The organism is Aeromicrobium sp. 10G20-16 (assembly GCF_055809665.1).
The window spans coordinates 1248134-1274397 of sequence record NZ_CM147919.1; the positions used below are offsets into that span (position 1 = coordinate 1248134).

General features: G+C 70.5%; 21 protein-coding genes. 10 read left to right on the top strand and 11 right to left on the bottom strand.

Translation table 11 applies throughout. The features are described from left to right. Positions 1 to 44 precede the first annotated feature (44 nt). From AC0L5F_RS06320 to AC0L5F_RS06330, 3 genes are read left to right on the top strand one after another with little or no spacing between them, the layout of a single operon-like run. The gene (locus AC0L5F_RS06320) at positions 45 to 1490 is read left to right on the top strand and encodes an oligosaccharide flippase family protein (RefSeq protein WP_473315771.1); all 1446 of its coding nucleotides are present in this window, start codon (positions 45 to 47) and stop codon (positions 1488 to 1490) included. Further along, complete coding sequence (locus tag AC0L5F_RS06325; RefSeq protein WP_473315772.1) at positions 1490 to 3427, top strand: glycosyltransferase; 1938 nt, start codon at positions 1490 to 1492, stop codon at positions 3425 to 3427. The genes AC0L5F_RS06320 and AC0L5F_RS06325 overlap by 1 nt, the downstream gene beginning before the upstream one ends. Further along, positions 3424 to 4452, top strand: a complete 1029-nt coding sequence (locus AC0L5F_RS06330; RefSeq protein WP_473315773.1) for a glycosyltransferase family 4 protein — start codon at positions 3424 to 3426, stop codon at positions 4450 to 4452. The genes AC0L5F_RS06325 and AC0L5F_RS06330 overlap by 4 nt, the downstream gene beginning before the upstream one ends. Here AC0L5F_RS06330 and AC0L5F_RS06335 read toward each other — a convergent pair. Continuing rightward, on the bottom strand, positions 4424 to 5524 hold the full coding sequence (locus AC0L5F_RS06335; protein WP_473315774.1) for a glycosyltransferase family 4 protein: 1101 nt from the start codon (positions 5522 to 5524) through the stop codon (positions 4424 to 4426). The two genes, AC0L5F_RS06330 and AC0L5F_RS06335, sit on opposite strands and share 29 nt — an antisense overlap. A 41-nt stretch (positions 5525 to 5565) precedes the next feature. Here AC0L5F_RS06335 and AC0L5F_RS06340 point away from each other — a divergent pair, with 41 nt between their 5' ends. After that, positions 5566 to 6033: a hypothetical protein gene (locus AC0L5F_RS06340; protein WP_473315775.1), complete on the top strand. Its 468-nt coding sequence runs from the start codon at positions 5566 to 5568 to the stop codon at positions 6031 to 6033. Here the strand turns inward: AC0L5F_RS06340 and AC0L5F_RS06345 are convergent. Continuing rightward, the gene (locus AC0L5F_RS06345; RefSeq protein WP_473315776.1) at positions 6008 to 7120 is read right to left on the bottom strand and encodes a class I SAM-dependent methyltransferase; all 1113 of its coding nucleotides are present in this window, start codon (positions 7118 to 7120) and stop codon (positions 6008 to 6010) included. The genes AC0L5F_RS06340 and AC0L5F_RS06345 overlap by 26 nt on opposite strands. 26 nt (positions 7121 to 7146) lie before the next feature. Here AC0L5F_RS06345 and AC0L5F_RS06350 point away from each other — a divergent pair, with 26 nt between their 5' ends. After that, positions 7147 to 7725 (top strand): dTDP-4-dehydrorhamnose 3,5-epimerase family protein, encoded by a 579-nt coding sequence (locus AC0L5F_RS06350; RefSeq protein ID WP_473315777.1) that lies wholly within the window; start codon positions 7147 to 7149, stop codon positions 7723 to 7725. 14 nt (positions 7726 to 7739) lie between these two features. On the opposite strand, the gene AC0L5F_RS06355 is transcribed toward AC0L5F_RS06350, so the two are convergent. The 4 genes from AC0L5F_RS06355 to AC0L5F_RS06370 are packed head-to-tail and all read right to left on the bottom strand — an operon-like array spanning position 7740 to position 11409. Next, entirely contained in the window at positions 7740 to 8765 is a 1026-nt protein-coding gene (locus tag AC0L5F_RS06355) for an NAD-dependent epimerase/dehydratase family protein (RefSeq protein ID WP_473315778.1), read from the bottom strand. A gap of 10 nt (positions 8766 to 8775) precedes the next feature. Further along, positions 8776 to 9423: a PIG-L deacetylase family protein gene (locus AC0L5F_RS06360; protein WP_473315779.1), complete on the bottom strand. Its 648-nt coding sequence runs from the start codon at positions 9421 to 9423 to the stop codon at positions 8776 to 8778. Continuing rightward, entirely contained in the window at positions 9365 to 10207 is an 843-nt protein-coding gene (locus tag AC0L5F_RS06365; RefSeq protein ID WP_473315780.1) for a glycosyltransferase family protein, read from the bottom strand. The genes AC0L5F_RS06360 and AC0L5F_RS06365 overlap by 59 nt, the downstream gene beginning before the upstream one ends. Next, positions 10204 to 11409, bottom strand: a complete 1206-nt coding sequence (locus AC0L5F_RS06370) for a class I SAM-dependent methyltransferase (RefSeq protein ID WP_473315781.1) — start codon at positions 11407 to 11409, stop codon at positions 10204 to 10206. Before AC0L5F_RS06370 ends, AC0L5F_RS06365 begins: the two co-directional genes overlap by 4 nt. Positions 11410 to 11620: 211 nt before the next feature. Between AC0L5F_RS06370 and AC0L5F_RS06375 the strand changes: the two genes are divergently transcribed. From AC0L5F_RS06375 to AC0L5F_RS06385, 3 genes are read left to right on the top strand one after another with little or no spacing between them, the layout of a single operon-like run. Next, positions 11621 to 13171 (top strand): sugar transferase, encoded by a 1551-nt coding sequence (locus AC0L5F_RS06375; RefSeq protein ID WP_473315782.1) that lies wholly within the window; start codon positions 11621 to 11623, stop codon positions 13169 to 13171. A gap of 56 nt (positions 13172 to 13227) precedes the next feature. Continuing rightward, positions 13228 to 14646: a tyrosine-protein kinase domain-containing protein gene (locus AC0L5F_RS06380; RefSeq protein WP_473315783.1), complete on the top strand. Its 1419-nt coding sequence runs from the start codon at positions 13228 to 13230 to the stop codon at positions 14644 to 14646. After that, the gene (locus AC0L5F_RS06385) at positions 14643 to 15128 is read left to right on the top strand and encodes an LPXTG cell wall anchor domain-containing protein (protein WP_473315784.1); all 486 of its coding nucleotides are present in this window, start codon (positions 14643 to 14645) and stop codon (positions 15126 to 15128) included. The genes AC0L5F_RS06380 and AC0L5F_RS06385 overlap by 4 nt, the downstream gene beginning before the upstream one ends. 36 nt (positions 15129 to 15164) lie before the next feature. Here AC0L5F_RS06385 and AC0L5F_RS06390 read toward each other — a convergent pair whose 3' ends face one another. Beyond that, the gene (locus AC0L5F_RS06390) at positions 15165 to 16046 is read right to left on the bottom strand and encodes a WD40/YVTN/BNR-like repeat-containing protein (RefSeq protein WP_473315785.1); all 882 of its coding nucleotides are present in this window, start codon (positions 16044 to 16046) and stop codon (positions 15165 to 15167) included. Between the two features lie 58 nt (positions 16047 to 16104). Here AC0L5F_RS06390 and AC0L5F_RS06395 point away from each other — a divergent pair, with 58 nt between their 5' ends. Beyond that, positions 16105 to 17301 carry a CHAP domain-containing protein gene (locus tag AC0L5F_RS06395; RefSeq protein WP_473315786.1) on the top strand — a complete coding sequence of 399 codons (1197 nt, stop codon included), beginning with the start codon at positions 16105 to 16107 and terminating at the stop codon, positions 17299 to 17301. Between the two features lie 57 nt (positions 17302 to 17358). Here the strand turns inward: AC0L5F_RS06395 and AC0L5F_RS06400 are convergent, their stop codons facing one another. Next, positions 17359 to 18525, bottom strand: a complete 1167-nt coding sequence (locus AC0L5F_RS06400) for an acyl-CoA dehydrogenase family protein (RefSeq protein WP_473315787.1) — start codon at positions 18523 to 18525, stop codon at positions 17359 to 17361. 102 nt (positions 18526 to 18627) lie between these two features. On the opposite strand from AC0L5F_RS06400, the gene AC0L5F_RS06405 reads away from it, so the two are divergent. Continuing rightward, complete coding sequence (locus AC0L5F_RS06405; RefSeq protein WP_473315788.1) at positions 18628 to 20418, top strand: acetyl/propionyl/methylcrotonyl-CoA carboxylase subunit alpha; 1791 nt, start codon at positions 18628 to 18630, stop codon at positions 20416 to 20418. Between the two features lie 43 nt (positions 20419 to 20461). Here the strand turns inward: AC0L5F_RS06405 and AC0L5F_RS06410 are convergent, their stop codons facing one another. The 3 genes from AC0L5F_RS06410 to AC0L5F_RS06420 form a co-directional block, all read right to left on the bottom strand. After that, positions 20462 to 20848, bottom strand: a complete 387-nt coding sequence (locus AC0L5F_RS06410; RefSeq protein ID WP_473315789.1) for a hypothetical protein — start codon at positions 20846 to 20848, stop codon at positions 20462 to 20464. 44 nt (positions 20849 to 20892) lie between these two features. Further along, complete coding sequence (locus AC0L5F_RS06415; RefSeq protein ID WP_473315790.1) at positions 20893 to 24684, bottom strand: SpoIID/LytB domain-containing protein; 3792 nt, start codon at positions 24682 to 24684, stop codon at positions 20893 to 20895. 178 nt (positions 24685 to 24862) lie between these two features. Continuing rightward, positions 24863 to 26242, bottom strand: coding sequence for an NAD(P)H-quinone dehydrogenase (locus AC0L5F_RS06420; RefSeq protein ID WP_473315791.1), 1380 nt, complete (start codon positions 26240 to 26242; stop codon positions 24863 to 24865). Positions 26243 to 26264: the final 22 nt, after the last annotated feature.

Consider the following 26264-nt stretch of genomic DNA (forward strand, 5'->3'; position numbering starts at 1 on the left):
AGACTATCCCCACGCCGCCCCCCGCGAGCGACACGACGTCATCCGTGGCGCGTCCCTCCGTGCGTCGCATGGCCGGCGCGTTCAGTCAGCAGCTGATCTTCCGCGTCGTCGGGATGCTCGCGTCGATCGTCATGCTGTCGATCACGGTCCGCCACCTCGGTGGCGTCTCGTACGGCCATCTCACCACCGCGATCATGTTCATCTCGCTGTGGACCAGCCTCACCGAGCTCGGCATCGGTGCGGTCATCGTGCGACGCGTGACCGGCGCCGGGGCCGACCTCGGGCACCTGGTGCGCCTGAACACGGGTCTGTCCCTGATCTACTGCGTGCCGCTGACGCTGCTGGCGGTCGGCTCGGGCATCGCCATCTACGCGGCACAGGATGTGCCGCAGGTCGTCAGGATCATCCCGGTCATCGCCATCGGCCTCACGCTCACGACGATCACCAGCTGTCTGAACCCGGTCTTCCTCGCCACGGTGCGGTTCACCTCGGTCGCGATCTCCGACGTGCTCGGCCGGGTGCTGTCCCTCGGTCTCACCCTGTGGCTGGTCGCCGCCGACGCGGGTCTGATGTCGTTCGCGCTGGTCCAGCTCATCCCCCCGGTCGTCGTGCTCGTGGTCCAGGGCGGCGCCGCCTCGCGCATCATCGACTGGCGACCGGTCTTCCACCTCGGCGAGAGCTGGGACCTCGTGCGCGAGAGCCTTCCGCAGACCGGGGTGCTCATCATCGGCGTCCTGTACTGGCGACTGGACGGCGTGATCCTCAGCCTCCTCGCGACCCCGGAGTCCACGGCGACGTACTACGTCGCCTACACCTTCGCCTTCACGCTGTCGGTCGTCACGACGTTCTTCATGTCCTCGACGTTGTCGACCATGACCACGCTGTACGCCGAGGACGCCGCGCGGTTCTCGGCCTTCATCAAGCGGTCGGTCGAGTCGATGCTGTTCCTGGGGGCGCCGATCGCCGTCGTCGGTGCGGTGCTCTCCACCGAGATCATCCGAGCGATCAGCTCCGACGAGCTCACCGGCCGTGGCGGTCACACGCTGGCGCTGCTGTTCGTCGGTGTCGGGATCACCTTCGTCAACTCGATCGCCTCGCAGGCCCTGTTCGCCTCGCACCAGCAGACCTTCCTGCTGCGCCTGAACGTGATCAACCTGGTCATCAACATCGTGCTCAACATCGTGCTGATCCCCGCCTGGGGCTCGGTGGGAGCGGCCGTCGCCCTCGTCATCACCGAGACGATCGGCCTGGTCGTCACCACGATCCGTCTGCACAGCCTCACCGGGTACCGGACCCCGTGGATGTTCGCCGGCCGCCTTGCGGTCCCGGTCCTCGCGTCGGCAGCCGTCGCCGAGCTGATCCACGTCGACCAGGTGTCCCTCCCTCCGGCCTTCCTCGCGGCCGTGGTGGTGTACCTCGTCGTGAACGTCGTCTTCGGTCCGGTGCGGGTCTCGACCGTCCGCACCCTCCTGCGGTCGGGCTCCACCTGATGGCCGGGCCAGCTGCGCAGGCCGTGCGGCCGGTCGCGGTCCTCGTCGTCGCCTACCGCACCGCCGAGCTGTTCGACCGCTGCCTTCGGGCCGTCGCCACCCATCTGCCCGATGCCCCGGTCCTCGTCCACGACAACTCCGCCGAGCACGCCCACGAGCTCGACGCCGTCGAGGCCGCACATCCGCACACCAGCTGGCATCGCGGGGGTCCGAACATCGGCTTCGCGGCCGCGGTCAACTCGCTGGCGGCGCAGGTCCCGGGCCACGACCTGCTCCTGCTCAACCCCGACGCCGTCGTGCAGGGTCCACTCGTCAAGACGCTGGCGGCCCTGACCGGCGATCGCGTCGCCGTGGCAGCACCGCTGGACGTCGTGGCCCCCGGCACTGCCGCCGAGCCGTGGGACGTGGCCCATCGTGAGCGCAAGGTCGTCAAGGCCCTGGTGTCGGCGTCCGGGTACGCACCCCGGCTGCGTGGGACGCCGCTGTCCGACCTCTACCGGCAGCAGCCGTCCGCGGTCGACGGCTACCTGACGGGCGCGTGCCTCGCGGTCAACCGTGACGCATGGGACGAGATCGGACCGTTCGACGACGAGTTCTTCCTCTACGGCGAGGAGGCCGACTGGCAGGCCCGAGCCCGTGCGGCCGGGTGGACCGTGGCGCTCGTCGACGAGCCCGGCATCGTGCACGAGTCGGCCGGCACCACCCGATCCAGCAGCGCCGCCGCGACGCGATCCGGGGACCTGCTGCGAGCCAACGTCGCGCTGGAGATCCAGAAGCGGACGTCGAGCCGCCGGGCCGACCTCTACCTGGCCGGCACGTCGGTGCTCGATCGCGTCCAGCGATCCAAGCGGGCCGCGCGGCGCTCGATCGGGCGGGGCGCCGCGAGGGATCGGCCGAACGTCGTGTTCACCATCAACCGGCTCGTCTACGGAGGGGCCGAACGCCACCACGTGGTGCTCGCCACCGAGCTCGCCCGACGGGGTCACCACGTCACCATCGCGTGCATGCAGCGACTCGGCCCGCTCGTGGCGGAGGTGCCGCACGAGGTGCGCGTCGTGCGGCAGCCCTGGTGGGCGCCGGCGCTCGACCTGCCCCCCGGCCCCACCGTGCTCGTCACCGGTGACACCAACACCGAGACCGGGTTCGGCACGCTCTGGCGCCGTCCGACCCACCGCGACCGTCGGTGGCTGGTGGGCGCCCACGTGCCGCCCGACCCGGACGCCCCCACCTACTCGCGAGGTCTGGCCGCGGCGATGCGCCGCGCCGACGGTTTCGTGGCGCTGTCACCGCGCCACCGCGAGCAGATCGAGGCCCACCAGGAGGTGGCGCGCCGCTGGTTCGTCGCACCCAACGGCGTGGCCCACGCCGCCGAGCTGACCGACGTGGCACCTCCCCCGCGGTCGTCGGGCCCGGTTCGCCTCGTGATGTTGTCGCGCATCGTCGAGCACAAGAACCCGCATCTGCTCGTCGAGGCGCTCGCCGGGCTGCCGGACCACGACTGGACGCTCGACATCTGGGGCGACGGGCCCGATCGCGAGCGGCTCGAGGCGCTGACGCCCGACCGCCTGCGCGGGCGGGTGCGGTGGCGCGGCTGGTCGCCCGGGCCCGGACCCGCGATGGCCGAGGCCGACGTCGTGTGCCTCCCGAGCCGAGCCGAGGCGTTCCCGCTGACCATCCTCGAGGCCATGGCGCGCCGACTGCCCGTGATCGCCTCCGCCTCGTGCGCCGTGCCCGACATGCTCGACCACGGGTCGGCCGGGATCGTCGTCGACGACGTCTCCGTCGACGGGTGGCGCCACGCCCTGCGCGGGCTGTTCGAGACCCGCACGGACCTGACCTCGATGGCTGACCGCGGGTTCGAGCGGATGCGTCGGCACTACACGATCGAGGCGATGGCCGACGCCTACGAACGGGCGATCGACGAGGTCCTGTCGTGAAGGTGCTGTGGTTGTCGCCCTGGATGCGGTCGCTCGCGCGGGTCCACGTCGACCTGCTGCGCGCCGCGGGTGTCGACGTGCGTCTGGTCACCACGGACCAGCACCCCGAGTCCGGACCGGCCGTCGACGGTGAGTGGGTCGTGGACCCGCGCTTCAAGCGCCCCCACACCTGGCCGGCGTTCTGGCGACTGCGCCGCCGCGTCCGCGCGTGGGAGCCCGACGTCGTGGTCACCGAGCTGGTGCGCGATCCACGGTGGATGCTGCTCGCGCGATCGGCGCCCCGCGTCGACGTCGTCCACGACGACCGCCCGCACGACGCGCTCGAGGAGCTGCCCGCCTGGGAACGGCGCGCCTTCGGACGCTGGCGGGCCGGGGCCGCCCTGACCCTGGTGCACAGCCGGCACGTCGGCGACCGGATCGACGCCGGCACCACCGCCCTGGTGCCCCTGGGCAGCGATCTGCCCGAGGCCCTCGTGCCGCCCGTGGTCGCCTCCGCCGACCGACGGGACTTCGTGCTGACGGGACGGCTGAACGGCTACAAGAACGTCCCGGTGGTGCTCGAGGCATGGGCCCGCCACCGCGCAGGGCCCGCCTACCGGGGTGACGAGCTGGTCCTGATCGGCGACTCCGACCAGGACCTGCAGGTCCCTGCCGGGGTCCGCTGGGAGCGTGGTCCGTTCCGCTACGCCGACCAGGTCGACACCCTGGCCCGCGCCAAGGCCTCGGTGGCGCACTACCGCGTCGCGACCCAGAGCGGCGTGCAGGTGCTCGCGATGCAGCTCGGCGTCATGCCGATCGTGTCCGACCAAGGGGCCCTGCCGGAGTTCCAGCCGCCCGGCGGCCCCGTGGTCGCGGTCGACGACGTCGAGGGGCTCGCGGCCGCCTTCGACCGACTGGCCGACCCCGACGTCGCCGAGCACCAGGGTCGCGTCGCGCGGGGCTCCTACGACCGTGGCCACGGGCCTGCCGTGGTGCAGACCGCCCTGCTGGACGCGCTCAGGAGCGTCGGCGTCGGTCGAGGCTGAACCACAGGTCGGCCAGACGTCCGTACCACCGCGCCACGTCGAAGTCCTCGGACCGCAGCCGGGCGGCCGCCTGGATGCGCCCGCGACGCGGCGCGTCGCCGACGAGGTCGGTCAGGGCCGCAGCGATGGCGTCGACGTCGCCGGGCCTGGCCAGGATCCCGTCGACGCCGTCGGTGACCACGTTGGGGATGCCGCCGACCGGGGAGACGATCGGTGCCAGCCCCTGGGCCATCGCCTCCAGCAGGGCCATGGGCAGCCCCTCCTCGTAGCTCGGCAGCAAGAACACCTGGGCGTCGCCCATCAGCTCGTCGCGCTCCCGCGGACCGAGCCATCCGCGCACCTCGACGACGTCCTCGACACCGGCCGCCCGCACGGCAGCCGTGACCTGATCGTGCTCCCCGTCGCCGGCGAGCACGACCCGCAGATGTGCACGCACGTGCGGCTCCAACGTGGCGACGGCCGCCACCACGTCGTAGCTGCCCTTGCGCCTGCCCAGCCGGCCCAGCGACACCGCCGTGACCGGATCGACGTCGTGGGCGGGAGGGTGCGGCGAGATGCCCGGCAGCACCACCGGGTTGTGCAGCACCATGAACTTCTCGGCCGGCAGGTGCAGCATCGATCCGAAGGACTCGACGTGCGAGCTGCCGAGGACCACCCACTGGTCGCAGACCAGGACCCACCGCACGACCCGGCGCACCACGGGCCTCAGGCCCCCGAGCCAGCCGGCGAAGTCGTAGCTGTGCGCGTGCACCACGGAGGGGACCCCCCGCCACCGGGCGAGCACGAGGGGGACTCCCTTGCGCACCACGCTCCCGCCGTGCGACAGGTGGACGTGCAGCACGTCGACCCGCCCGAACAGGATCAGCAGCGACGCCGTCGCCATGCCCCGGAGTCCCACGACCAGCCGACGGACAGCGCTGGCGTCGACGTAGGTCGGGACGACGACGATCTCGACCCCGGAGTCCGGGAACGTGGTCATGAGCGACATGACCGAGGCCATGCCGCCACGACTGTGCGGCCCGGCAGGAGCCGGCCCGATCGTCAACACCCGGAGCGTTCGCTGATCAGCCATCCGCCGAACACCTGCTTTCGCGCCCGCCTAGGATCGCATCCATGCGACGACGACCGATCGAGCAGGTGCAGGCCTGGCTGGTTCTCCTGCCGGCACTGGCGCGACTGCTGGTGCGTCGCGTGCGGCGCTTCCGGGTGGGCCGTGGCCGCTCCGCGGCAGCCGTTCGGCGACCGATCGTGGTGGGTGGTCGCGAGGTGGGGACGCTCACCGTCAACGACGACGTCGGGACGAGCACCGCCGAGACCATGGCGAGCCTGGTCGAGCCCATCGACGTGGAGTCGGCGGCCGAGCTGATCGCGACCACCACGGCGGCCGCGTTCGCCCGGGGCAACCACCGTGCCGCCTGGACCGTCTGCAGCGACCAGGCGGTCCTGCTCGATGCGCTCGACGCAGCAGGCTTCAGCCACGAGGGGCAGTCGGCCGGGCCCGTGGGCGACACCCGCGCGTGGCAGATCTGGTCGCGGCTGAGCACCGAGGCCCCGGTCACGCGAGGTCCTCGACCCGCGTGACCCATCGCCCGTCGAGCTGCGGCCAGGCGCGGCGCAGCTCGGGCAGCAGGTCCGGCAGGGTCACCAGGACGAGATCGGGATCGGCGTCGACCAGCTCGGCCGGCGCGATGATGGGCACGTCGGTGGTCGGCATGCGGCGCCCCTGCTTGGCCGGCGACCCGTCGGCCACCGCAGCCACGAGCGAGCGGTCGAGGGCTGCGAGGGAGAACAGGGCGACGGTGCGCGAGGCGGCGCCGTAGGCGAGCACGGAACGACCCCTGGCCGCAGCGGCCGCCAGGTGGTCGCGCAGGGCCCGGGCGTCGCGATCGACCGACTCCTGCAGCACCGACAACCGGTCCGGCTCGCCCACGCCGAGCCGGTCCTCGTGGGCCAGCAGCTTCTCGACCTGTGCGGAGCCGGGACGGTCGCCGTGGCGGGCCGCGACGAGCAGCGTGCCGTCGATCGCTCCTGCCGGACCGGTCTGCCCGTAGAGGGGGAACGTCCGCGCGTCGACGACGCTCATGCCGACGGCCGCGAGGAGGTTCTGCAGCGCGGTCAGGGAGTAGTAGGCGGCGTGGCCGTGGCGCAGCGAGGTCCACTGCCTCGCCTCGAGTATCGCCGCCATGGTGTGCACCTGGACGATCAGCACCCCGTCGGACGAGGTCGCGTCCGCGCGAGCCTGCCAGGCGGCGCGCTGGTCGGCCTCGTGCATCACCCCGAAGCTGTCGAGCACGACGTCGGCCGGACCGTCGGTGTCGGTGAACCCGCGCTCGCGCATCAGCGGCAACCAGGTGCCGCCGTGCGGGCTGGTGAACTCACGGGCGGTGGACGGCTCACCGAGCCATCCGGCGGCGTCGGCCGCGGCGAGCGCCGTGGCCGCCTGGTCGACGAGCGCCTGCGGCTCGATGCCCAGCGGCTGCTCCGGTGCGGTGTCGTCCTCGACGATCTGGACCAGCGCACAGGCACCGCACACCATCAGGGCCAGCGGGCTGACCGCATCGGGACCGGGATCGTCGACCGCCGGAAAGGCGTCCGACGGGGGCACGCGACCGAGGTCGAGCACCGTGGTGGTGTCAGCCGAGCCGCAGGCGCAGCAGGCGCCGCTCACGCGCCGACTCCTGACAGACTGGGCGCGTGCAGATCCAGACGACCGCCCTGTCCGACGTGCTCCTGCTGGTGCCGCAACCGTTCCACGACGACCGCGGCTGGTTCACCCGGACGTTCGACAGCGAGATCTTCGACGCCCACGCGGCGGACTCCGGCCTGACCGTCAGGTCCGGGGACTTCACGCAGGACTCGCAGTCGCGCTCGCACGCCGGCGTGGTGCGGGGCATGCACGGGCGCATCGGCCGGGGCGAGGCCAAGCTGGTGCGGTGCGCGCGCGGCGCGGTGCTCGACGTGCTGGTCGACATCCGTCCGGACTCGGCCACCTTCGGCCGGCAGGAGTCGTACCTGCTCGACGACGTGACCCACACGCACCTGTTCGTGCCGCCCGGGTTCCTGCACGGCTACCAGGTGACCAGCAGCGGAGATGCCGACGTCTGCTACCGGATCGACCGGTCGCACGACCCGAGCGAGGACGTGTCGGTCGCGTTCGACGACCCCCATCTGGCGATCGAGTGGCCGCAGGAGATCACGACCGTGTCCGAGCGCGACCGGTCGGCCGGCAGCTGGGAACAGCTGTGCCGGGTCATCGAGGCGCCTGCCCCCTGACGTCGAGACGGTGCTCACGGTGCGATGGGCCTCATCCGCTCGTCGAGCGTACCCACGGCCTGACGCCGCTGCAGGTGCGCCAACCGGGTGAACCTGTGGTCGAAGTCGGCCTGCGTGAGTCCGCGAGCCAGGTACTGCTCGTACAGCTCACGGGCTCCGTCGGCGATGCTCCATCGGGCCTCGTAGCCGGGCAGCAGCTCGCGGACCAGCGAGAAGTCGACCCGGTACGACCGCGGGTCGCCGGCGGTCTCACCGGTGATGTTGAGGGTGGCGTCGGGGACGACGTCGGCGACCGCCTGGGCGATCTCGGCGACCGTGACGTTGTTGGCCTCTGAGCCCACGTTGAACGCGCGGTCGTGCACCACCTCGCGCGGAGCGCCCAGCGTGGCGATGAAGGCGCCGGCGATGTCGCGCGCGTGCACGAGCGGACGCCACGGCGTGCCGTCGGACAGCACGGTGATCTCGCCGGTGAGCACCGCGTGCCCCACCAGGTTGTTGAGCACGATGTCGGCCCGGAGCCGGGGAGAGAAGCCGAACGCCGTGGCGTTGCGCAGCGACGTCGGGCTGAAGGAGTCATCGGCCAGGGCTGACAGGTCGCCCTCGACCCGCACCTTGCTCTCCGCGTACGGGGTCAGGGGTTGCAGCGGGGCGTCCTCGGTGACCAGTCCGTCGCCGGCCGAGCCGTAGACCGAGCACGTGGAGGCGTACAGGAACCGTTCGACGCCGGCCTGCTTGGCGGCCGTGGCCAGCCGGGTGGAGGCGTGGTGGTTGATGTCGTAGGTGATGTCGGGCGCCAGCGCCCCGAGCGGATCGTTCGACAGCGCGGCGAGGTGGATCACCGCGTCGAAACCGGCGAGGTCGTCCGGTGTCACGTCGCGCAGGTCCACCGCCAGCGTCGGCGGGTCGACGACCGGGTCGCCGAGCACGCACTCGGCGAACAGGCCCGTGTCGAGCCCGGTGACCTCGTGCCCCGCCTCGGCGAGCAAGGGCGCCATCACGGTGCCGAGGTAGCCCTGGTGTCCGGTGAGCAGGACCTTCATGGCACTTCCTTCATGGTTGGCCTGCGAGCTGCAGGACGGCTTTGTCGAGGACGAACGCCTCGGCGTGGGGGGCGCGGCACTGGATGCCGCGAAGGCGCGACAGCGCCAGGAACGACGACTCCTCGAACCAGTCGTGCGCGTGCTGCGAGGGGTAGCTGTCCATCAGGACGCGCACCTTCTCGGCGGCGACGGCGTCGTCGTGCGGGACGAACACGGTCGGCTGCGGGGTGTCGGTCTCCCACTTGAGGATCTCGTAGCCGAGCACCAGGTGGTCACGGAACTCGGTGGGCGTGATCTCGGCCAGCAGACGATGGTCCTGGTGCGCGTCGAGGCGCTGCGGACCGAACACCACGTCGGCCGAGGTGGAGCGCGCGAAGTCGCGCACCGCGTCCTTGACGGCGTCGTAGTGGGCCGGGGTACGGCCGTCGGGCAGGTCCAGCACGGTCAGCTCGTGGTCGCCGACCAACGCGGTGAGCGCGGCCCGCTCCTCGGCCTCGCGCGCGGTGCCCGCGCCGGTCAGGACCAGCGCACGCACCACGAGGTCAGGACGTGCCCGCGCCAGTGTCAGCAGGGTTCCGCCCATGCCGATCGCGAGGTCGTCACAGTGTGCGGCGACGAGTGCGACCTCGCCGATCTGCTCGGGCTGGAGCGCGATCACTTCTCCCACACAGCCCAGGGGCGAGTGCCGTCCATCCAGGCCTGATCAGCTCGGCCCGCTCCTTGAAGGTGTCGGCGGGCTTCCAGAAGCCGCCGTAGCGGTACCCGAGCAGCCGACCGTCGGCCAGCAGCGCCGTGCACGCGTCGGCGACCAGGTCACCGTTCTCCGGAAGGTGCTCGAAGACGTCCTGGCTCAGCACGAAGAAGCCACCGTTCTCGCCCATCGGCAGGTTGCTGACCGGCTGGATCTGCAGCACCCTGCCGGCGTCGTCGACGTCGACGACGTGGAACGACGACTGCGGCGGCACCACGATCATCGATGCCGCCGCGCCGGCGGCGTGCACCTTCTCGATCATGTCGTCCAGCGGGGCGTCGGAGAGCACGTCGGCGTAGTTGGCGAGGAAGTACTCGTCGCCGTCCAGGTACGGCCGGACCCGGCGGAGCCGCTCACCGATCGGCGTCTCGAGGCCGGTGTCGACGAAGGTGATCGTCCAGTCGCAGACGTCGGAGGAGCCGGAGTCCTCCCCGATGACCTCGACCCGGCCCTGGCGCAGCACGAAGTCGCGCGTCTGCGAGCGCGAGTACTCGGCGAAGAAGTCCTTGATCTGCTGGGCGCCGTAGCCCAGGCACAGCACGAACTCGGTGTGTCCGAAGTGCGCGTAGTACTTCATCACGTGCCACAGCAGCGGCTTGGACCCGACCATCTGCAACGGCTTCGGCAGCAGGTCGCCGTTGCCGTTGCGCATGCGCATGCCGTAGCCGCCGCAGAACAGGACGACCTTCATCGAGCCACCCCCACCGCAGGCGCGAGCACGTGCACGTCGGGCAGCGGCGAGACCAGCTGGCCACCCCACTCGGCGACGTAGGACAGCTGACGGGCGATCTCGGTCTCCAGGTTCCACGGCAGGATCAGCACGACGTCCGGGCGGTCCTCGGCGATCCGCTCCGGCGGGTGGATCGGGATGCGGGTCCCGGGGGTGAAGCGCCCGTGCTTGTAGGGGTTGCGGTCGACCGTGTACTCCAGCAGGTCCGAGCGGATGCCGCAGTAGTTCAGCAACGTGTTGCCCTTGCCCGGGGCGCCGTAGCCCACGACGCGCTGGCCGGCCGCCTTGGCGTCGAGCAGGAACCGCAACAGGTCCTGGCGGACGCGTTCGGTGCGACCGGCGAGGTCGAGGTAGCCCGACACCTCGTGCAGCCCGGCGGCCTCCTCCTGCGCCAGCGCCTCGGCCACCGCGGCACTCGGCTCGCCGGCGACGTCGGACGGGCGGGCCCAGACGCGCAGGGAGCCACCGTGCGAGGCCAGCAGGTCGACGTCGACGACGGTGAGACCCGCCGTCGCCAGCGCCCGGCTGATCGACAGGACCGTGTAGTACTGGAAGTGCTCGTGGTAGACGGTGTCGAACTGGCCCAGCGTCACCAGGTTCAGCGCGTGGTGCACCTCGATGGTCAGCCAGCCGTCATCGGCCATCAGGGTGCGCAGCGCCCGGGTGAATCCCAGCAGGTCGGGGATGTGGGCGTAGACGTTGTTGGCGACGACCAGGTCCGCCGGCCCGTGCTCGGCCCGCACCTCGTCGGCCAGCGGTTCGTCGAGGAAGGCCGTCACGGTGGGCACGCCTCGCTCGCGGGCCGCCTCGCCGACGTTGACCGACGGCTCGATGCCGAGGCAGGGAACGCCGCGCTCGACCACGTGCTGCAGCAGGTAGCCGTCGTTGCTCGCGACCTCGACGACGTGCGAGGTCTCGTCCAGTCCGAGGCGCTCCACGACGGTCTCGACGTACTGCCGGGCGTGCTCGACCCACGAGTCCGAGAACGACGCGTAGTAGGCGTAGTCGACGAAGGTCTCCTCCGGCAGGATCAGCGCCGGGATCTGCAGCAGCAGGCACGCCTCGCACAGGCGCAGGTTCAGCGGGTACGTGGGCTCAGGGGCGTCTAGGCTCTGAGCGGTCAGGAAGAGCTCGCACGGGGGCGTCGCTCCGAGGTCGAGCACGCTTCGCAGGTTCTCTGAACCACACAGGCGGCAGGTCACGATGGATTCTCTCGACTTTCTGATCGATGAGGGCGTCACCCATGAGAGTCCCTCACACATCATCCATGACGAATCCGTCATGAAACCTTCGCGGGGCACTCTCACAGGAGTAGTTCCCGGCGCGGCAGCGTTCACCCGCACCGCCGATTCCCAGCTTGGAGAGGGGTCCCCGATGTCCAGTGTCAGCGCGCGTCGCGACCCCGTGGTGTCCGTGCCGCGGAGCACACACATGTCCGCCGTGTCGTCCCCCGCCGAGTCCGCCGAGGCCCCCGGGTCCAGCGCCGTGGCGCGGGGATACCGCCGCCTCGGCCTCAAGCTGCTGATCTCCGACGCCGCGGTCGTGGTCGTCGCGGCTCTGATCGCGGCCCCCCTGCGCTTCGGCGTCAACGGTGACATCCGCACCAACGGGCCCTTCACCTTCAGCTACGAGACGTTCGGCGTCCTGATCGCCATCGGGTGGTTCGCCGCCCTGCAGATCTACCGCACCCGCGACGTCGGCATCCTGGGCGAGGGCGCCGAGGAGTACCGCCGGATCGTGCGGGCCACCATCACGTTCTTCGGCGCCGTCGCCATCGTCGCGCTGATGCTCAAGGTCGACTCGTCCCGCGGCTACCTGGCGATCGCGCTGCCCTTGGGAACAGCCGGGTTGCTGGTGGAACGCCGCCTGTGGCGCGCGTGGCTGCACCGCCGCCGCGAGGCCGGCGCGATGGTCGCACCGGCCATCGTCATCGGCGGGATCAGCTCGGCTCGCGCGATCACCCGCAAGCTGCACGAGGACGCCCGGGCGGGCATCACGATCTCCGGCGTGTGGGTCCCCGACCGCAACGTCATCGTGGGAACCGAGCTCGACGCCGACTCACCGCACCCCGGCGCGCCCGTCTTCGGCCGGCAGCACTCCCTGGCCGCCGTCGTCGAGGCCACCGGGGCCGAGGTCGCCATCATCTCCAGCACCGACCACCTGGGCCACGTGGGCCTGAAGAAGCTGGTCTGGGAGCTCGAGGAGCTGGGTCTGTCGATGCTGCTGTCGCCCAACGTCGTCGATGTCGCCGACTCGCGCATCGAGGTCAGCACGGTGGCACGCCTTCCGTTCCTGGCCCTGCAGCCACCCACGTACGCCGAGGCGTCGGCCTGGCCCAAGCAGGTGTTCGACCGCGTCGGAGCCCTGCTGCTCATCGCAGCGCTGTCGCCGGTCCTCCTGGTCACCGCACTCGTGGTGGCGACCACCAGCCGCGGTCCGGTGCTGTACCGCCAGGAGCGCATCGGTCGGGACGGGGAGCCGTTCGCGATGGTCAAGTTCCGCTCGATGCGGCACGGCTCCGACGCCGACCTGCAGCGCATGCTGGCCGCGCGAGGCAACGAGCTGGGCCTGCTGCCCAAGGTGCAGGACGATCCCCGGATCACGAGGGTCGGCCGCTTCATCCGGCGCTTCTCGATCGACGAGCTCCCGCAGCTGTTCAACGTCCTGTCCGGTTCCATGAGCCTGGTCGGACCCCGGCCGCAGCGTCAGTTCGAGGTCGACCTGTACGACAAAATCGCCCACCGCCGCCTGCGCGTGCTGCCCGGCATCACCGGCCTGTGGCAGGTCTCCGGACGGTCCGACCTCTCCTGGGAGGACGCGATCAAGCTGGACACCTACTACGTGGAGAACTGGTCGATGACCGGTGACCTGCTGATCCTGTGGCGGACCGTCAAGGCGGTCCTGAAGACCCAGGGCGCCTACTAGCGGCCCTCACGCACGACCAACGACCATCCGCTTCACCAACGACCCCGAAGGACACCGTGGAACTTCGCGACTACCTCGACGTGCTGCGCAAGCAGTGGGCCCTGGTGACGAGTGTCCTGCTCGCCACCGTGGCGCTCGCCGCGGTGCTCACGTGGCAGGCGACACCGATGTACTCGGCCACGACCAGCCTGTTCATCTCCACGTCCTCGACCGACGACAGCCAGGCGTTCCAGAACAGCCAGTTCAGCCTGCAGCGCGTCAAGAGCTACGCCGACCTGGTGCGCCAGGGCGAGATCCTCGACCGCGTCATCGACCGCCTGGACCTGGACGAGACGACCGACGAGCTGCGCAAGAAGGTGTCGGCCCAGGCCCAGATCGACACCGTGATCCTCGGGATATCCGTCGAGGACCCGTCACCGCGTCGTGCGCAGCAGATCGCGGCCACGATCGCCGACGTCTTCGTCGGCTACGTCGGCAACCTCGAGACGCCACCCGGACGCGACCAGGCCAGCATCAAGGCCACCGTCACCGACCAGGCCGACCTGCCGACCGACCCGGTCTCACCGCAGCCGATCCGCAACATCGCGCTGGGCATCGCCCTGGGCCTGATCCTCGGAGCCGGGGCCGGCGTCCTGCGCGAGACGCTCGACACCACGGTCACCTCCTCGCGCCAGCTCGAGGACGTGACCGGGGCTCCCGTGATCGGCGAGATCCCGTTCGACTCCAGCAGCGGGGGCGCGCCCCTGCTGTCGGAGATCGACGCGTACTCACCCCGCACCGAGTCGTTCCGCGTCCTGCGCACCAACTTGCAGTTCATCGATCCGGACGGCGAGAAGAAGGTCTTCGTCATCACCAGCGCCGTTCCCGGCGAGGGCAAGAGCACGACGGCCTGCAACTTGGCCCTCGCGCTGATCGAGGGGGGTCAGCGCGTGGCCCTGATCGAGGGGGACCTGCGTCGGCCGCGCATCAGCACCTATCTGCAGGTCGTCAGCTCCGTGGGTCTGACCACCGTGCTGATCGGCCGCATCCCGCTCGAGGAGGCACTGCAGAGCACGCGCCACCCGGGCCTGTCGGTCCTGGCCAGCGGCAAGACGCCACCCAACCCGGCCGAGCTGCTGCAGTCGCGGCAGATGATCACCGTCATCGAGGACCTCCGCGCCGCCTACGACGTCGTCCTCATCGATGCTCCGCCGCTGCTGCCGGTCACCGACGGCGCCCTGCTGGCCAGCATCGTCGACGGCGCGATCCTGGTGGTGCGCCACGGCGACACCCACACCGAAGCGGTGCGACGGGCCGTCGAGCGGCTCGAGGGCGTGGGCGCCAAGCCGTTGGCCAGCATCATCAACATGGCGCCTGCCAAGCGGGGCCGGTACGGCTACGGCTACGGCTACGGGTACGCGCCGGACGCCATGGATCAGACGCTCGCACCGGGCCGGCGCTGGTGGCAGCGCAAGGGATCGGCCGCCGGCCAGTGACCCGTCTCGTCGTCGCTGCAGCGCTGGCTGCCGTCGTCACGGTGCTCAGCCCGTCGGTGGCCATGGCGTATCCGGATCCGCAGATCAACGCCACCGGCGGCTCGTCGGCCGACGGGGTGGCAGAGGCAGGCAAGACCTTCACCCTCACCGGGGACTTCGGGGGGACCGACTGCAACCCGTGGTCCTCCACCTTCGACGGCCGCGCCGGCGCCCAGGGGGCGGGCACCACGTTCTCGCTGTCGTTCGTCGCTCCCACCCGACCGGGCACCTCCAGCATCACGATCCGCTGCAGCTACCTGTACGGGACGACCGCGCAGACCATGACCGTCTCGTACCCGATCACCGTTCGCGCGCCGGGCGGACCTGCCGTCGACGGCCCCCTGCCGGACACCGGTGGCTCACGCCCGTGGTACCTGGTCGGGGCCACCGCGCTGCTGCTCGCCGGTGGCGGTCTCCTGGTGTCGCGCCGCGGCCGCGCCTGATCGCAACCCGGCCCGATCACAGCCCCCGGCAGGGCCTCAGCCGATCGAGGAGAACGCGACCCCGCGGTTGGTGCTGCGGTAGACCACGGGACCCGAGCCGACCAGCGCGATCAGCTCGGTGTCGTTGGCGACGACGGCACGAGCCGGGTCGCCGGCGAGACAGCTGCGTTCCTTCCACGTCGCGCCGGCGTCGTCGGTGACGAACACCTGTGCAGCGCACCCGGCGAACCTGGCCAGTGCGTAGCCTGTGGTCGCCGAGGTGAACCCGGCCACCCGCACGTTGTCGAGCCGGCCCACCTCGGCCCAGGTCCTGCCGCCGTCGTCGGTGCCGCGGACGGCTCCGTCGGCGCAGGTGACCCGAGCGGATCGCGTTCCGAGGCGGCTCAGGCTGGTGACGGTGCACCCCGGCTTGCTGCGTCCGGTCGGTGAGACCACCTCGTAGACGCTGGCCGCAGACGGGTACCAGGCCGAGACCCTGGGGAGCGTCTTCCACGTCGCACCGCCGTTGGTGCTGCGGACCTGCCGGACGGCGCAGTCGCCGTCCAGGCCCACGACGGTGATCCGGCCCCCGTTGCCCGCAGCCACGGCGAGGATCTCGACGAGGCCGGCAGGTCGCCGGGGCGAGGGCTCCTTGCCGGCGTCAGCCGAGACGACGACCGTCCCGGCGATGCCGTTCTTGCAGTCGCCGCGGACGCCGTACACGAGGGTCCCGTCGCCGGCCAGGTCCAGGCTGACCGCCTGGGTGGGCTTGAAGTCGTAGGCGATCTGGGAGCTCTGCTCGTCGGCCACCGCGTCGACAGCACCCACGATGTCGCTGCGCGGCGGCGCCTCGTCGACGTGGTCGACCGCCCCCACGATCAGGACGACGTCGGCCACGAGGAAGAGCCCGAGCACCGCAACCACCCATGCCTTGGACACCTCTGGAGTATAGGTCCATTCCGCCACGACCGGGCCTTTAGTCCCATATACTTCGGAGGTGTCCCGCCGTCTCGTCGCCTTGCTGGGTGCGTTCATCGCGATGTCGGCCCTCCTCGCGAGCGGTCCGGCCGCGGCGGCGACCCCGGACGCACCGCGGTCGACCCTCGCAGCCGGCGAGCACCTCGCGACGGGAGGTCGCCTGACCTCCCCCAATGGCCAGTTCAACCTCACCGTGCAGGGCGACGGCAACGTGGTTCTGTCCGTGACCAGCAGTGATCGCCCCGTCTGGGCGACCGCGACGTCCGGCAGCGACGCGCGCCGGCTGGTCATGCAGGCCGACGGAAACCTCGTGCTCACCGCGGCGGACGGCTCCCCCGAGTGGGCGTCGAACACCGACGGCCACCGTGACGCGACGCTCTCGCTGCTCGACGACGGGACCCTGAAGCTGACCTGGCCGGACGGGGATTCCACTCTTGCCTCGCGCGGCGACACCCTGGCCACGGGAGAGACTTTGGTCCCGGGTCAGTCCCTGGTCTCGGCCAACGGCGCATTCACGCTGGTGCTGCAGCGAGACGGCAATCTCGTCGAGCTCCGGACCGGCACCGGGCCGGTGTGGGCCACCGGCACCCGTGGCAGCACCCAGGCGTCGATCGACGACGACGGCAACCTCGTGGTGCGAGACGTCGCCGCCGGCGGCGTTCCGGCCAGGACGCAGTGGTCGACCCGGTCGGACGCTCCCGGCGCCCGACTCGTGGTGCAGGACGACGGCAACCTGGTGCTCTACGTCGGGCAGACGCCGGTGTGGTCGCGCGGCACCGAGGAACGCCGGCGCGCCCAGGTGGCTGTCGCCACCGCGACCGTCGCACCCGGCAACGACTACCCGGACAAGAACGCCACGCCGTGCGGGGCGGGCATCTACTGCGTCTTCGGCAGCAAGTACTCCTCGCGCGGATTCGCCTACCGCAACTGTACCGACTTCGTCGCGTGGAAGATCGGCCTGACCTGGAGCGGGATCGCCGACGGCCGCAACGGTCACGCGATCGGCTGGAAGCAGGGATGGATCGAGCGCGGACGAACGGTCGGCACCACCGCGCGGGTCGGCGCCGTCGCCTGGTGGGGTCGAGGCACCTACGGCCACGTCGCGTACGTCGTCGCGGTCAACCCCGACGGCTCGGCCGTCGTCGAGCAGTACAACGCCGGCGGCACCGGCGAGTACTCCACCCAGACCGTCCGCGCCGAGGCGTACCTGTACTGAGCAGCCGCTGGACCGGTCCGGCTCGACCGGTCCTGTTCCACTGTTCCTATTCGACTCCTATTCGACGGGGAGCCCGAGGCCGCGGGCGATCAGCATGCGCTGGACCTCCGAGGTGCCCTCACCGATCTCGAGGATCTTGGCGTCCCGGTAGAACCGCGCCACGGGGTACTCCTCCATGAAGCCGTACCCGCCGAACACCTGGGTGGCGACCCGCGTGGCGTCGACCGCTGCCTCGGAGGTGTACAGCTTGGCGATGGACGCGGCCTGCTTGAACGCCGCACCACCCACGCCGGCGTCCTTCATGGCCGCCGCCTGGTAGGTGAGCGCACGTCCGGCGTGGGCCTTCACCGCGAGGTCGGCGATCTGGAAGGCCACGCCCTGCTTGGCCCCGATCGGCACGCCGAACGTGGTGCGCTGGCCGGCGTACTCCACGCACGCGTCGAGGCACCCCTGCACCAGTCCGACCGCCAGGGCGGCGATCGCGACGCGGCCGTCGTCGAGGGTCGCCAGGAACTGCGCGTATCCGCGGCCCCGTTGACCCAGCAGGTGGTCCGACGGCACCCGCACGTCCGAGAAGCTCAACGGGTGCGTGTCCGAGATGTTCCAGCCGAGCTTGTCGTAGGCGGGCTCGGCGACGAAGCCGGGCGTGTCCGACGGCACGATGATCGTGGACAGCTCCGGACGTCCGGCGTCGGTCGTCCCGGTGCGGAGGGCCACGGTCACCAGGGAGGTGATCTCGCTGCCGGAGTTGGTGATGAACTCCTTGGAGCCGTTGATGACCCAGTCGTCGCCGTCGACCGTCGCCGAGGTGCGCATGGCGGACGCGTCCGACCCCGACCCGGACTCGGTCAGCCCGAAGCCGGCGAGACGGCGGCCGGCCACGAGGTCGGGCAGCCAGCGCTGCTTCTGCTCGTCGTTGCCGAACGTCAGGATCGGGTTGATGCCCAGTCCCACGGCGGCCTCGAGCGTGATGCCGATCGACTGGTCGACCCGACCCAGCTCCTCGATGGCGACGCAGAGGCTGGTGAAGTCGCCGCCTGAGCCGCCGTACTCCTCGGGAGCGGCCAGACCGAACAGCCCCAGGTCGCCCATCTGGTGCACCAGGTCGACCGGGAAGTGGTGCTCGCGATCCCACGCGGCGACGTGCGGGGCGATCTCGGCCTCGGCGAAGTCGCGGACGCTGCGGCGGAAGGTCTCGTGCTCGTCGGACAGCTGGAAGTTCATGGAGCCAGCCTAGCAAGGTGGTTAACACTCATTAACCTGCGGCACACCCTAGACTGCGGCAGGCAGAGTGGAACACCAGGCCGGTACCCGAGGAGTGAGTCCGTGAGCAAGCCCCTGTCCAAGGTCCTGATCGCCAACCGTGGAGAGATCGCGGTCCGCGTGGTGCGTGCCTGCAAGGACGCCGGGATCGGATCCGTGGCCGTCTACGCCGAGCCCGACCGTGACGCGTTGTTCGTGCGCCTCGCCGACGAGGCCTACTCGCTGGACGGCTCCACCCCGGGCGACTCCTACCTCTCGATCGACAAGATCGTCGCCATCGCCAAGAGCAGCGGCGCCGACAGCATCCACCCGGGCTACGGGTTCCTCGCCGAGAACGCCGAGTTCGCCCAGGCCGTCCTGGATGCCGACCTGATCTGGATCGGCCCGCCCCCGGCCGCGATCGAGGCGCTCGGCGACAAGGCCAAGGCCAAGCAGATCGCGCAGACCGCGAACGCTCCCCTGGCACCCGGCACCAAGGACCCTGTCAAGGACGCCGACGAGGTCGTCGCGTTCGCGAAGGAGCACGGCCTGCCCGTCGCCATCAAGGCCGTGTTCGGCGGCGGCGGCCGTGGGCTCAAGGTCGCCCAGACCCTCGAGGAGATCCCCGAGGCGTACGAGTCGGCCGTCCGCGAGGCCGTCAGCGCCTTCGGACGGGGCGAGTGCCTGGTCGAGAAGTTTCTCGACAAGCCGCGTCACGTCGAGACCCAGTGCTTGGCCGACAGCCACGGCAACGTGGTCGTCGTCTCGACCCGCGACTGCTCGCTGCAGCGTCGTCACCAAAAGCTCGTCGAGGAGGCCCCCGCGCCCTTCCTGTCCGACGACCAGCTGGCACGCCTCTACGAGTCGTCCAAGGCGATCCTCACCGAGGCCGGCTACGTCGGCGCCGGCACCTGCGAGTTCCTGGTGGCCGCCGACGGCACGATCAGCTTCCTCGAGGTCAACACGCGCCTGCAGGTCGAGCACTGCGTGTCCGAGGAGGTCACCGGCATCGACCTCGTCCGCGAGATGTTCCGCATCGCGGCGGGTGAGGAGCTCGGCTACGGCGATCCGGAGATCATCGGACACTCGATCGAGTTCCGGATCAACGCCGAGGACGGCGGCAAGGGCTTCCTGCCCGCCCCCGGCACGTTGACCCGCTGGTCGCCCCCGTCCGGACCCGGCGTCCGCCTCGACGGCGGCTACGAGGAGGGCGAGACCATCCCCGGCGCGTTCGACTCGCTGATCGCCAAGCTCATCGTCACCGGCCGCACCCGCGAGCAGGCCATCGAGCGCGCGCGCCGCGCGCTCGACGAGTTCGTGGTCGACGGCATGCCGACCGTCATCCCGTTCCACCGCGACGTGCTCGACGACCCGGCCTACACCGCCACCAACGCCGACGGCTCGGCCGGCTCGTTCGACGTGTACACCACGTGGATCGAGACCGACTACGACAACCAGCTCGAGCCATACTCGGGCCCGTCGGGCGCCGGACCGGACGATGCCGCCGAGCGCGAGCGGGTCGTCGTCGAGGTCGGCGGCAAGCGGGTCGAGGTCGTGCTGCCCGGCGGGCTGGGTGCCGCTGCCCCCGCCGGCGCCAGCAAGAAGAAGCCCGCGCGCAAGGCCGGCGCAGGCTCCGCCGCGGCGACCGGCGACTCGCTGACCGCCCCCATGCAGGGCACCATCGTCAAGGTCGCGGTCACGGAGGGCCAGGAGGTCGCCGTCGGCGATCAGGTCTTCGTGATCGAGGCGATGAAGATGGAGCAGCCCATCACCGCGCACAAGGCGGGCACGGTCACCAACCTGTCGGTCGAGGTCGGTGCCGCCGTGGGATCGGGCGACGTGCTGGCCGAGATCACCGACGCCGCTCCCGAGTAGCCGACCCCGAGGAGGACACGCCGCGAGGACGGCGACGGAGTCCTCAGGGACGGACCGGCGGCACCTCCGGTGGCGCCTGGTGGTCGACCTCGCCGTAGGCGATCCCGGCCGCCCACACGATCAGCGTGACACCCGACCAGGTGCCCCATCCGTGGATCGAGAAGCCGCCCTCGGGAGTCGCGCGATCGCTGATCAGCAGCGCGACGTAGGTGAGGACCAGGCCGCCGACGATCGTGTACGCGCGGGTGAACCGACTGACCATGCTCAGGACGATGCCGCGCAGCGTCACGGTGAGCGTGGTGAACAGCACCACGGCGAACACGAACCAGCCGAGCTTGATCGTGAACGACTCGAACAGCCAGGCAGCGAGCGCGAGGGACACCGCGTTGGCGATCGCCGCGAGGGCGATGGACTTCAGCAGGGCGGTCACGGAGCGAGTATTTCAGACCCGGTGGCACACCTTCGACCGCAGCGTCAGAAGGCGAACCAGTTCGACCGCAGGCCGAAGGCCCACCGGGCGTCGTTGCCCGAGATCGTCACGGACTTCTTCGATCCCGTGAGCACCAGCGAGCTGACGCGGCCGCCCCAGTCGCCGCCACCCGAGCGCTTGGTGACGGTGAGCTTCTTGAGGGTGCCGATCGAGGAGTAGGCCTTCTCGATCGTCGAGGCGTTCACCGTGATCTTCCACGAGTGGTTCGGGTTTCCGCTCCAGCCGTCGTACGGGTCGGTGACGGCCTTCAGGTACGGCTGGCTGCCCACGGAGGTCACACCGCCGGACGACGAGGAGAACTGCGTCAGCGCCGGAGAGCCCTGGTAGGTCAGGATCTTGCCGGCCGTGGCCTTGACCGCGGCGTCGGTGCTGGAGGTCTCGCGCGAGGCGCCTCCGTAGACCTGGCACGACGTGGTGCTGCAGATGTCGTAGTACCGGCTGGAGCTGATGGCGCGCACGCCGTAGGTGCGCGCGGCGACGGCCTGGGCCTTCAACGCCTCGGCGGACCAGCTCGAGGGCATCTCCGCTGCGATGACCCCACGCACGTAGTCGTCCAGCGACAACCGGTTGACCGTGTCGCGCTTGCTCGACCCCGAGGACGGCTTGACCGACATCACGTGGCCGCGCAGCTTCATGGTGCTGCCGTTGGGCAGGATCAGGCTGATGGTCGAGGTCGACGGCCCGTAGAAGAACGCGTCACCGCTCCACGACAGCGTCGAGCCCTCGTACTGGTACGACGTGTAGCTGCCCGTCGTGCGGTACTGCAGCTTCGACTTCGACGAGCCCGACGACAGCGGCACGATCTCCCAGCGATCGACCGCCTTGCCACCGATCGAGGTGGGGAGCACGATGGTGCGCCCACCGGAGTCACGCAGCTTCAGTCCCGACTGGGCCTTGATCAGCACGCCGTCGCTGGTGTCGGCCGAGATCAGCACCCGGATGGTGCCGGTCTTGGTCGTCAACGTCGTGCCCGGGTAGTACGTCGACAGGATCTTGGAGTAGCTCAGACCCTGCCGGGCTGCGCCCTCGGCGCCGTACTGGCTCATGCCGATCCCGTGGCCGTAGCCGTGTCCCGAGATCGTCACCTTCCTCGAGCTGGGCACGGTCACCGAGGACGAGCCGTTCGGGGTCGTGGTGGACGCCCCGCTCGCGGTGGTCAGGTTCATCGCCCGATAGGGCGACCACGAGCTGAATCTCGAGCCGTCACGCGCCCGCACCTTGACGTACCAGTCGGTGCCGCCGGTGGGCTTCAGGTTCGAGATCGTCACCGATGTCCCGGAGACCGACGTGACGCTCGTGCAGTACTTCGCCGAGGCCGCACTCACCAGGCACGCCTGGTACGACGTCGCCCCCGACACCGCCTTCCACGACCACGTCGCCGAGCTGCTCGACGGCTTGACCGACGGCGTTCCCGGAGTCGCCAGCGGGGTGGACGGCACCAGATTCATCCCGCGGTAGGACGACCAGGAGCTGACCTTCGAGCCGTTGCGCGAGCGGACCTTGACGAACCAGTCGGTCCCGCCGGTCGGCTTCAGGCCGGTGAAGGTCACCGACGTGCCCGAGATGGTCTTGACGGTGCTGCAGTACTGGGCCGAGGCAGCACCGACCAGGCACGCCTGGTACGACGTCGCGCCCGACACCGGGGCCCACGACCACGTGGCCGAGCTGGTCGACGCCTTGACCGACGGCGTGCCGGGGCGGGGCGGAGCGGCCTCCGTCACCAGGTTCACTCCCCGGTAGCCGGACCACAGGCTCACCTTGGACCCGTTGCGCGACCGCACCTTGACGTACCAGTCGGTGCCGCTCGTGGGCTTCAGGTTCGAGATCGTCACCGATGTCCCGGAGACCGTCGTCACGCTCTTGCAGTACCGATCCGTGGTCGCCTCGACCAGGCACGCCTGGTACGACGTCGCGTCCGCCACCGGTGCCCACGTCCACGTCGCCGAGCTGCTCGTCGCCGTGACCGAGGGTGTGCCGGGCTTCGCCGGCGGCACCGAGGGGCTCGACCCCGAGCCGGTGGAGGCGATCAGCTTGCCGTCGGAGTCGTAGGCGCGAGCGGTCTTCGCGGACACGTTCGCGAGGATGTAGCCGTCCTCGAAGTTCGTGCGGGTCTCGCCGCCCGATGCTGCGCCCACGGTGCCGAGAGGGCTCCCGAGCACGCCGGACGCCTCCTTCAACGACACGTACAGGCTGTAGGTGGGACCCCAGACGCCGTAGACGCTCTTGCCCGGCACGGCGTACATCGAGCCGTGCTCGAACCGCTGCACCGTGGTGGAGCTGCTGCTCGACGGGGTGTCGGACTTCGGGAAGCCCAGCGGCGAGGCCTGCGCCTTGAGCAGGCTGTAGGCGCGCCGGAATCCGGACGTGTCCGAGACGTAGTAGGTGCCGACGCCGGTCTTGACGAACATGTCGACGTTGGCGAATCGCGTCTTGTAGCCGTCGGACGCCCGGTTCTCGCCCAGCAGCACCGCTCCGGTGAACGACGACCCGAGGGCCGCAGCGCGCTTCTGGATGGAGGTGTTGACCTTCGACAGGTACGCGGCCACCCGGTCGCGCAGTCCGCCCTTCTCGGTCACCCATGCGTAGCCGTACTTGCCGGGGCAGCCGGTGCTGACGACGTTGCGGTGGCCGGCGATGCGGTTGAGCGTGAGCCCACCGACCTTGTACGTGCCCTTGACCGGCAGGTAGAAGCTGCCCATGCGCCAGCCGACGAGCTTGACGACGGCCTCCTTCATGGCCGTCGACGGCTGGGCGGTGTCCAGGTTGCCCATCATCGACACGCCCATGGCGTAGGTGTTCACGGCGTCGTTGCCCGAGTGGGCGGCGCGCACGTTGCGGTCCATGCCGCCCTTGCGTCCCTCGAAGATCTGGCCGTACTTGTCGACCAGGAAGTTGTAGCCGATGTCGCACCAGCCGCGGCTCTTGGTGTGGTACGCCTGGATCCCCCGCACGATCGAGGCGGACTGGGCCTTGGTGTAGGAGTTGGTCCCGGCGGTGTGGTGCATGACCACGCCCATGCTCGTGGAACCGAACTGCGGGCTGTTGCAGTACGTGCCAGCGCTGGCGCCCCAGGCGGCTCGGAGGATGATCGGCGGGCGGCTCGGGTACGACGGGGTGCCGTCGGCCACCGTGGTGGCCTGCGCCACGCCGGCCTGGGCGGTCGTGGAAGTGGTGAAGGAGGCGGGTGCGGCCGACGACGTGCTCGACGAGTCGCCACCCGGGTCGATCGTCGTGACGCGAATGTCCTTCGGGGTGCCGGAGGGGCTGCTGACGCGGGCCGCGACACCGTCGGCCTCGCCCACCCACAGTGGTTCGGTGCCGGGATTGCCTCCCTCACCGGTCTCGACGTCCTCGACCTCCAGGTCGGTCCAGTCCGACCAGACGCCGCCCGAACGCGTGCGCAGCTCGACCGTGACGTCGGAGGGCGCGTCCTTCGCAGACCAGACGACACCGAGCATCCGGTAGTTCTTGGTGGCGGTCTCGCCGATCTCGGCCACCACGGGGTCACCGGAGACCGGGCTCTTCGCCGCCGCCGCGACGGCGGGGACCTTCGTCGCCGTGACGGTGGTCTTGACGGCGGACTTCGGCTCGGACGGCTCTGCCTGGTCCGTGCTGCCGGACGAGGCGCTCGGCGCCTTCGGGGCCGGGCCCTCCACGTCGAATCCGGCCGCCTGGGCGGGGCCGGGCACGACGGCCATGAGCACGGCGGCGGGCACGGCGATCAGCAGCAGCCGGCGCAGGGTGTCGGAGCGTAGGGCAGAGCGCCTCGAGTCCATGGGGAAGGTTCCGTTCTGGTCTCACTGTCACCCCGAGATGGCGTGTGACAGTTGTGACTGTTGGGGTTTGGCTACCCCTGATGGGATCACATTCTTCGCTGCATTTCCAGACAAAATCAAAGATCGCCAGAACTACAACGGTGTCATTCCTGCAACGCCGGGGTTTCGAGAACGGCCGTCAGGGTTGGCCGTGGCGATGCAGGCGACGTGCGGCCTCGGCGACCGATCCCGACATCGACGGATACACCGTGAAGGCATTGGCCACCTGGTCGACGGTGAGCGACGCCGACACCGCCAGGGAGACCACGTGGATGAGCTCGCTGGCCCGCGGAGCGACCACCACTCCCCCGATGATCGTGCCGGCACCCGGTCGAGCGAACAGCTTGACGAAACCGTCGTGCACGCCCTGCATCTTGGCTCGCGGGTTCGATCCCAGCGGAAGCATCGCGACCTCGGCCACGACGTCGCCGGCGTCGACCTGCGTCTGGGTGACACCCACCGTGGCGATCTCCGGCGAGGTGAACACGTTGCTCGAGACCGTGCCGAGGTCGAGCGGTCGCACGGCGTCACCGAGCAGGTGCGAGATCGCGATGCGGCCCTGCTGCGCTGCGACCGACGCGAGCATCAGCACGCCCGTGCAGTCGCCGGCGGCGTAGATGCTGCGCACCGACGTGCGCGAGACCCGGTCGACCTCGATGAAGCCACGGTCGTCGAGCAGCACGCCGACCTCGTCGAGGCCGAGGCCCTCGGTGTTCGGGATCGAGCCGAGCGCGAGCAGGCAGTGCGAGCCCTCGACGGTCCGGCCGTCGGTCAACGTGACGACGACGCCGTCCCCGGTGCGATCGACCGACTGCATCCGCGAGTTGCCCAGCACGGTCATGCCACGACGGGTGAACACGTTCTCGATCACGGTGGCGGCGCCGGCGTCCTCGCCGGGCAGCACCTGGTCCCGGCTGGACACCAGCGTGACCCGGGCGCCCAGGCCGTTGTAGGCGCTGGCGAACTCCGCGCCGGTGACGCCAGATCCGACCACGATCATGTGCTCGGGGACGTCGGTGAGGGAGTACACCTGCTCCCAGGTGAGGATGCGTTCTCCGTCGGGCTGGGCGTCGGCACTGACCCGCGGGTGCGCGCCGGTCGCGACCAGGATGGCGTCGCTGACGATGACGCGTTCCTCACCGTCGCTGAGCGTGGCCACGACGGTCGACGCGTCGGCGATCCGCGCCGACCCCACCAGCACCGTCACGCCGCTGGTCTCGAGCCGCTGCGCGATGTCGGCCGACTGCGCGAGCGCCAGGCGGAGCACTCGCTGGTTCACGGCGTCGAGATCGGGTCGGACGGCGGTCGGCACCTCGACGCCGAGCTCGGCCGACGACCCCACGTCGGTCATCAGGTCGGACGTGGCGATGAGCGTCTTGCTGGGCACGCAGTCGGTGAGCACGGTCGAGCCGCCCACCCCGTCACGCTCGACCAGCGTGACCTCCGCTCCGAGCCGCGCCGCGACCAGCGCAGCCTCGTATCCTCCGGGTCCGCCGCCGATGATCGTCACGTGGGTCACGGCACCAGTCTCCCGCACTCCG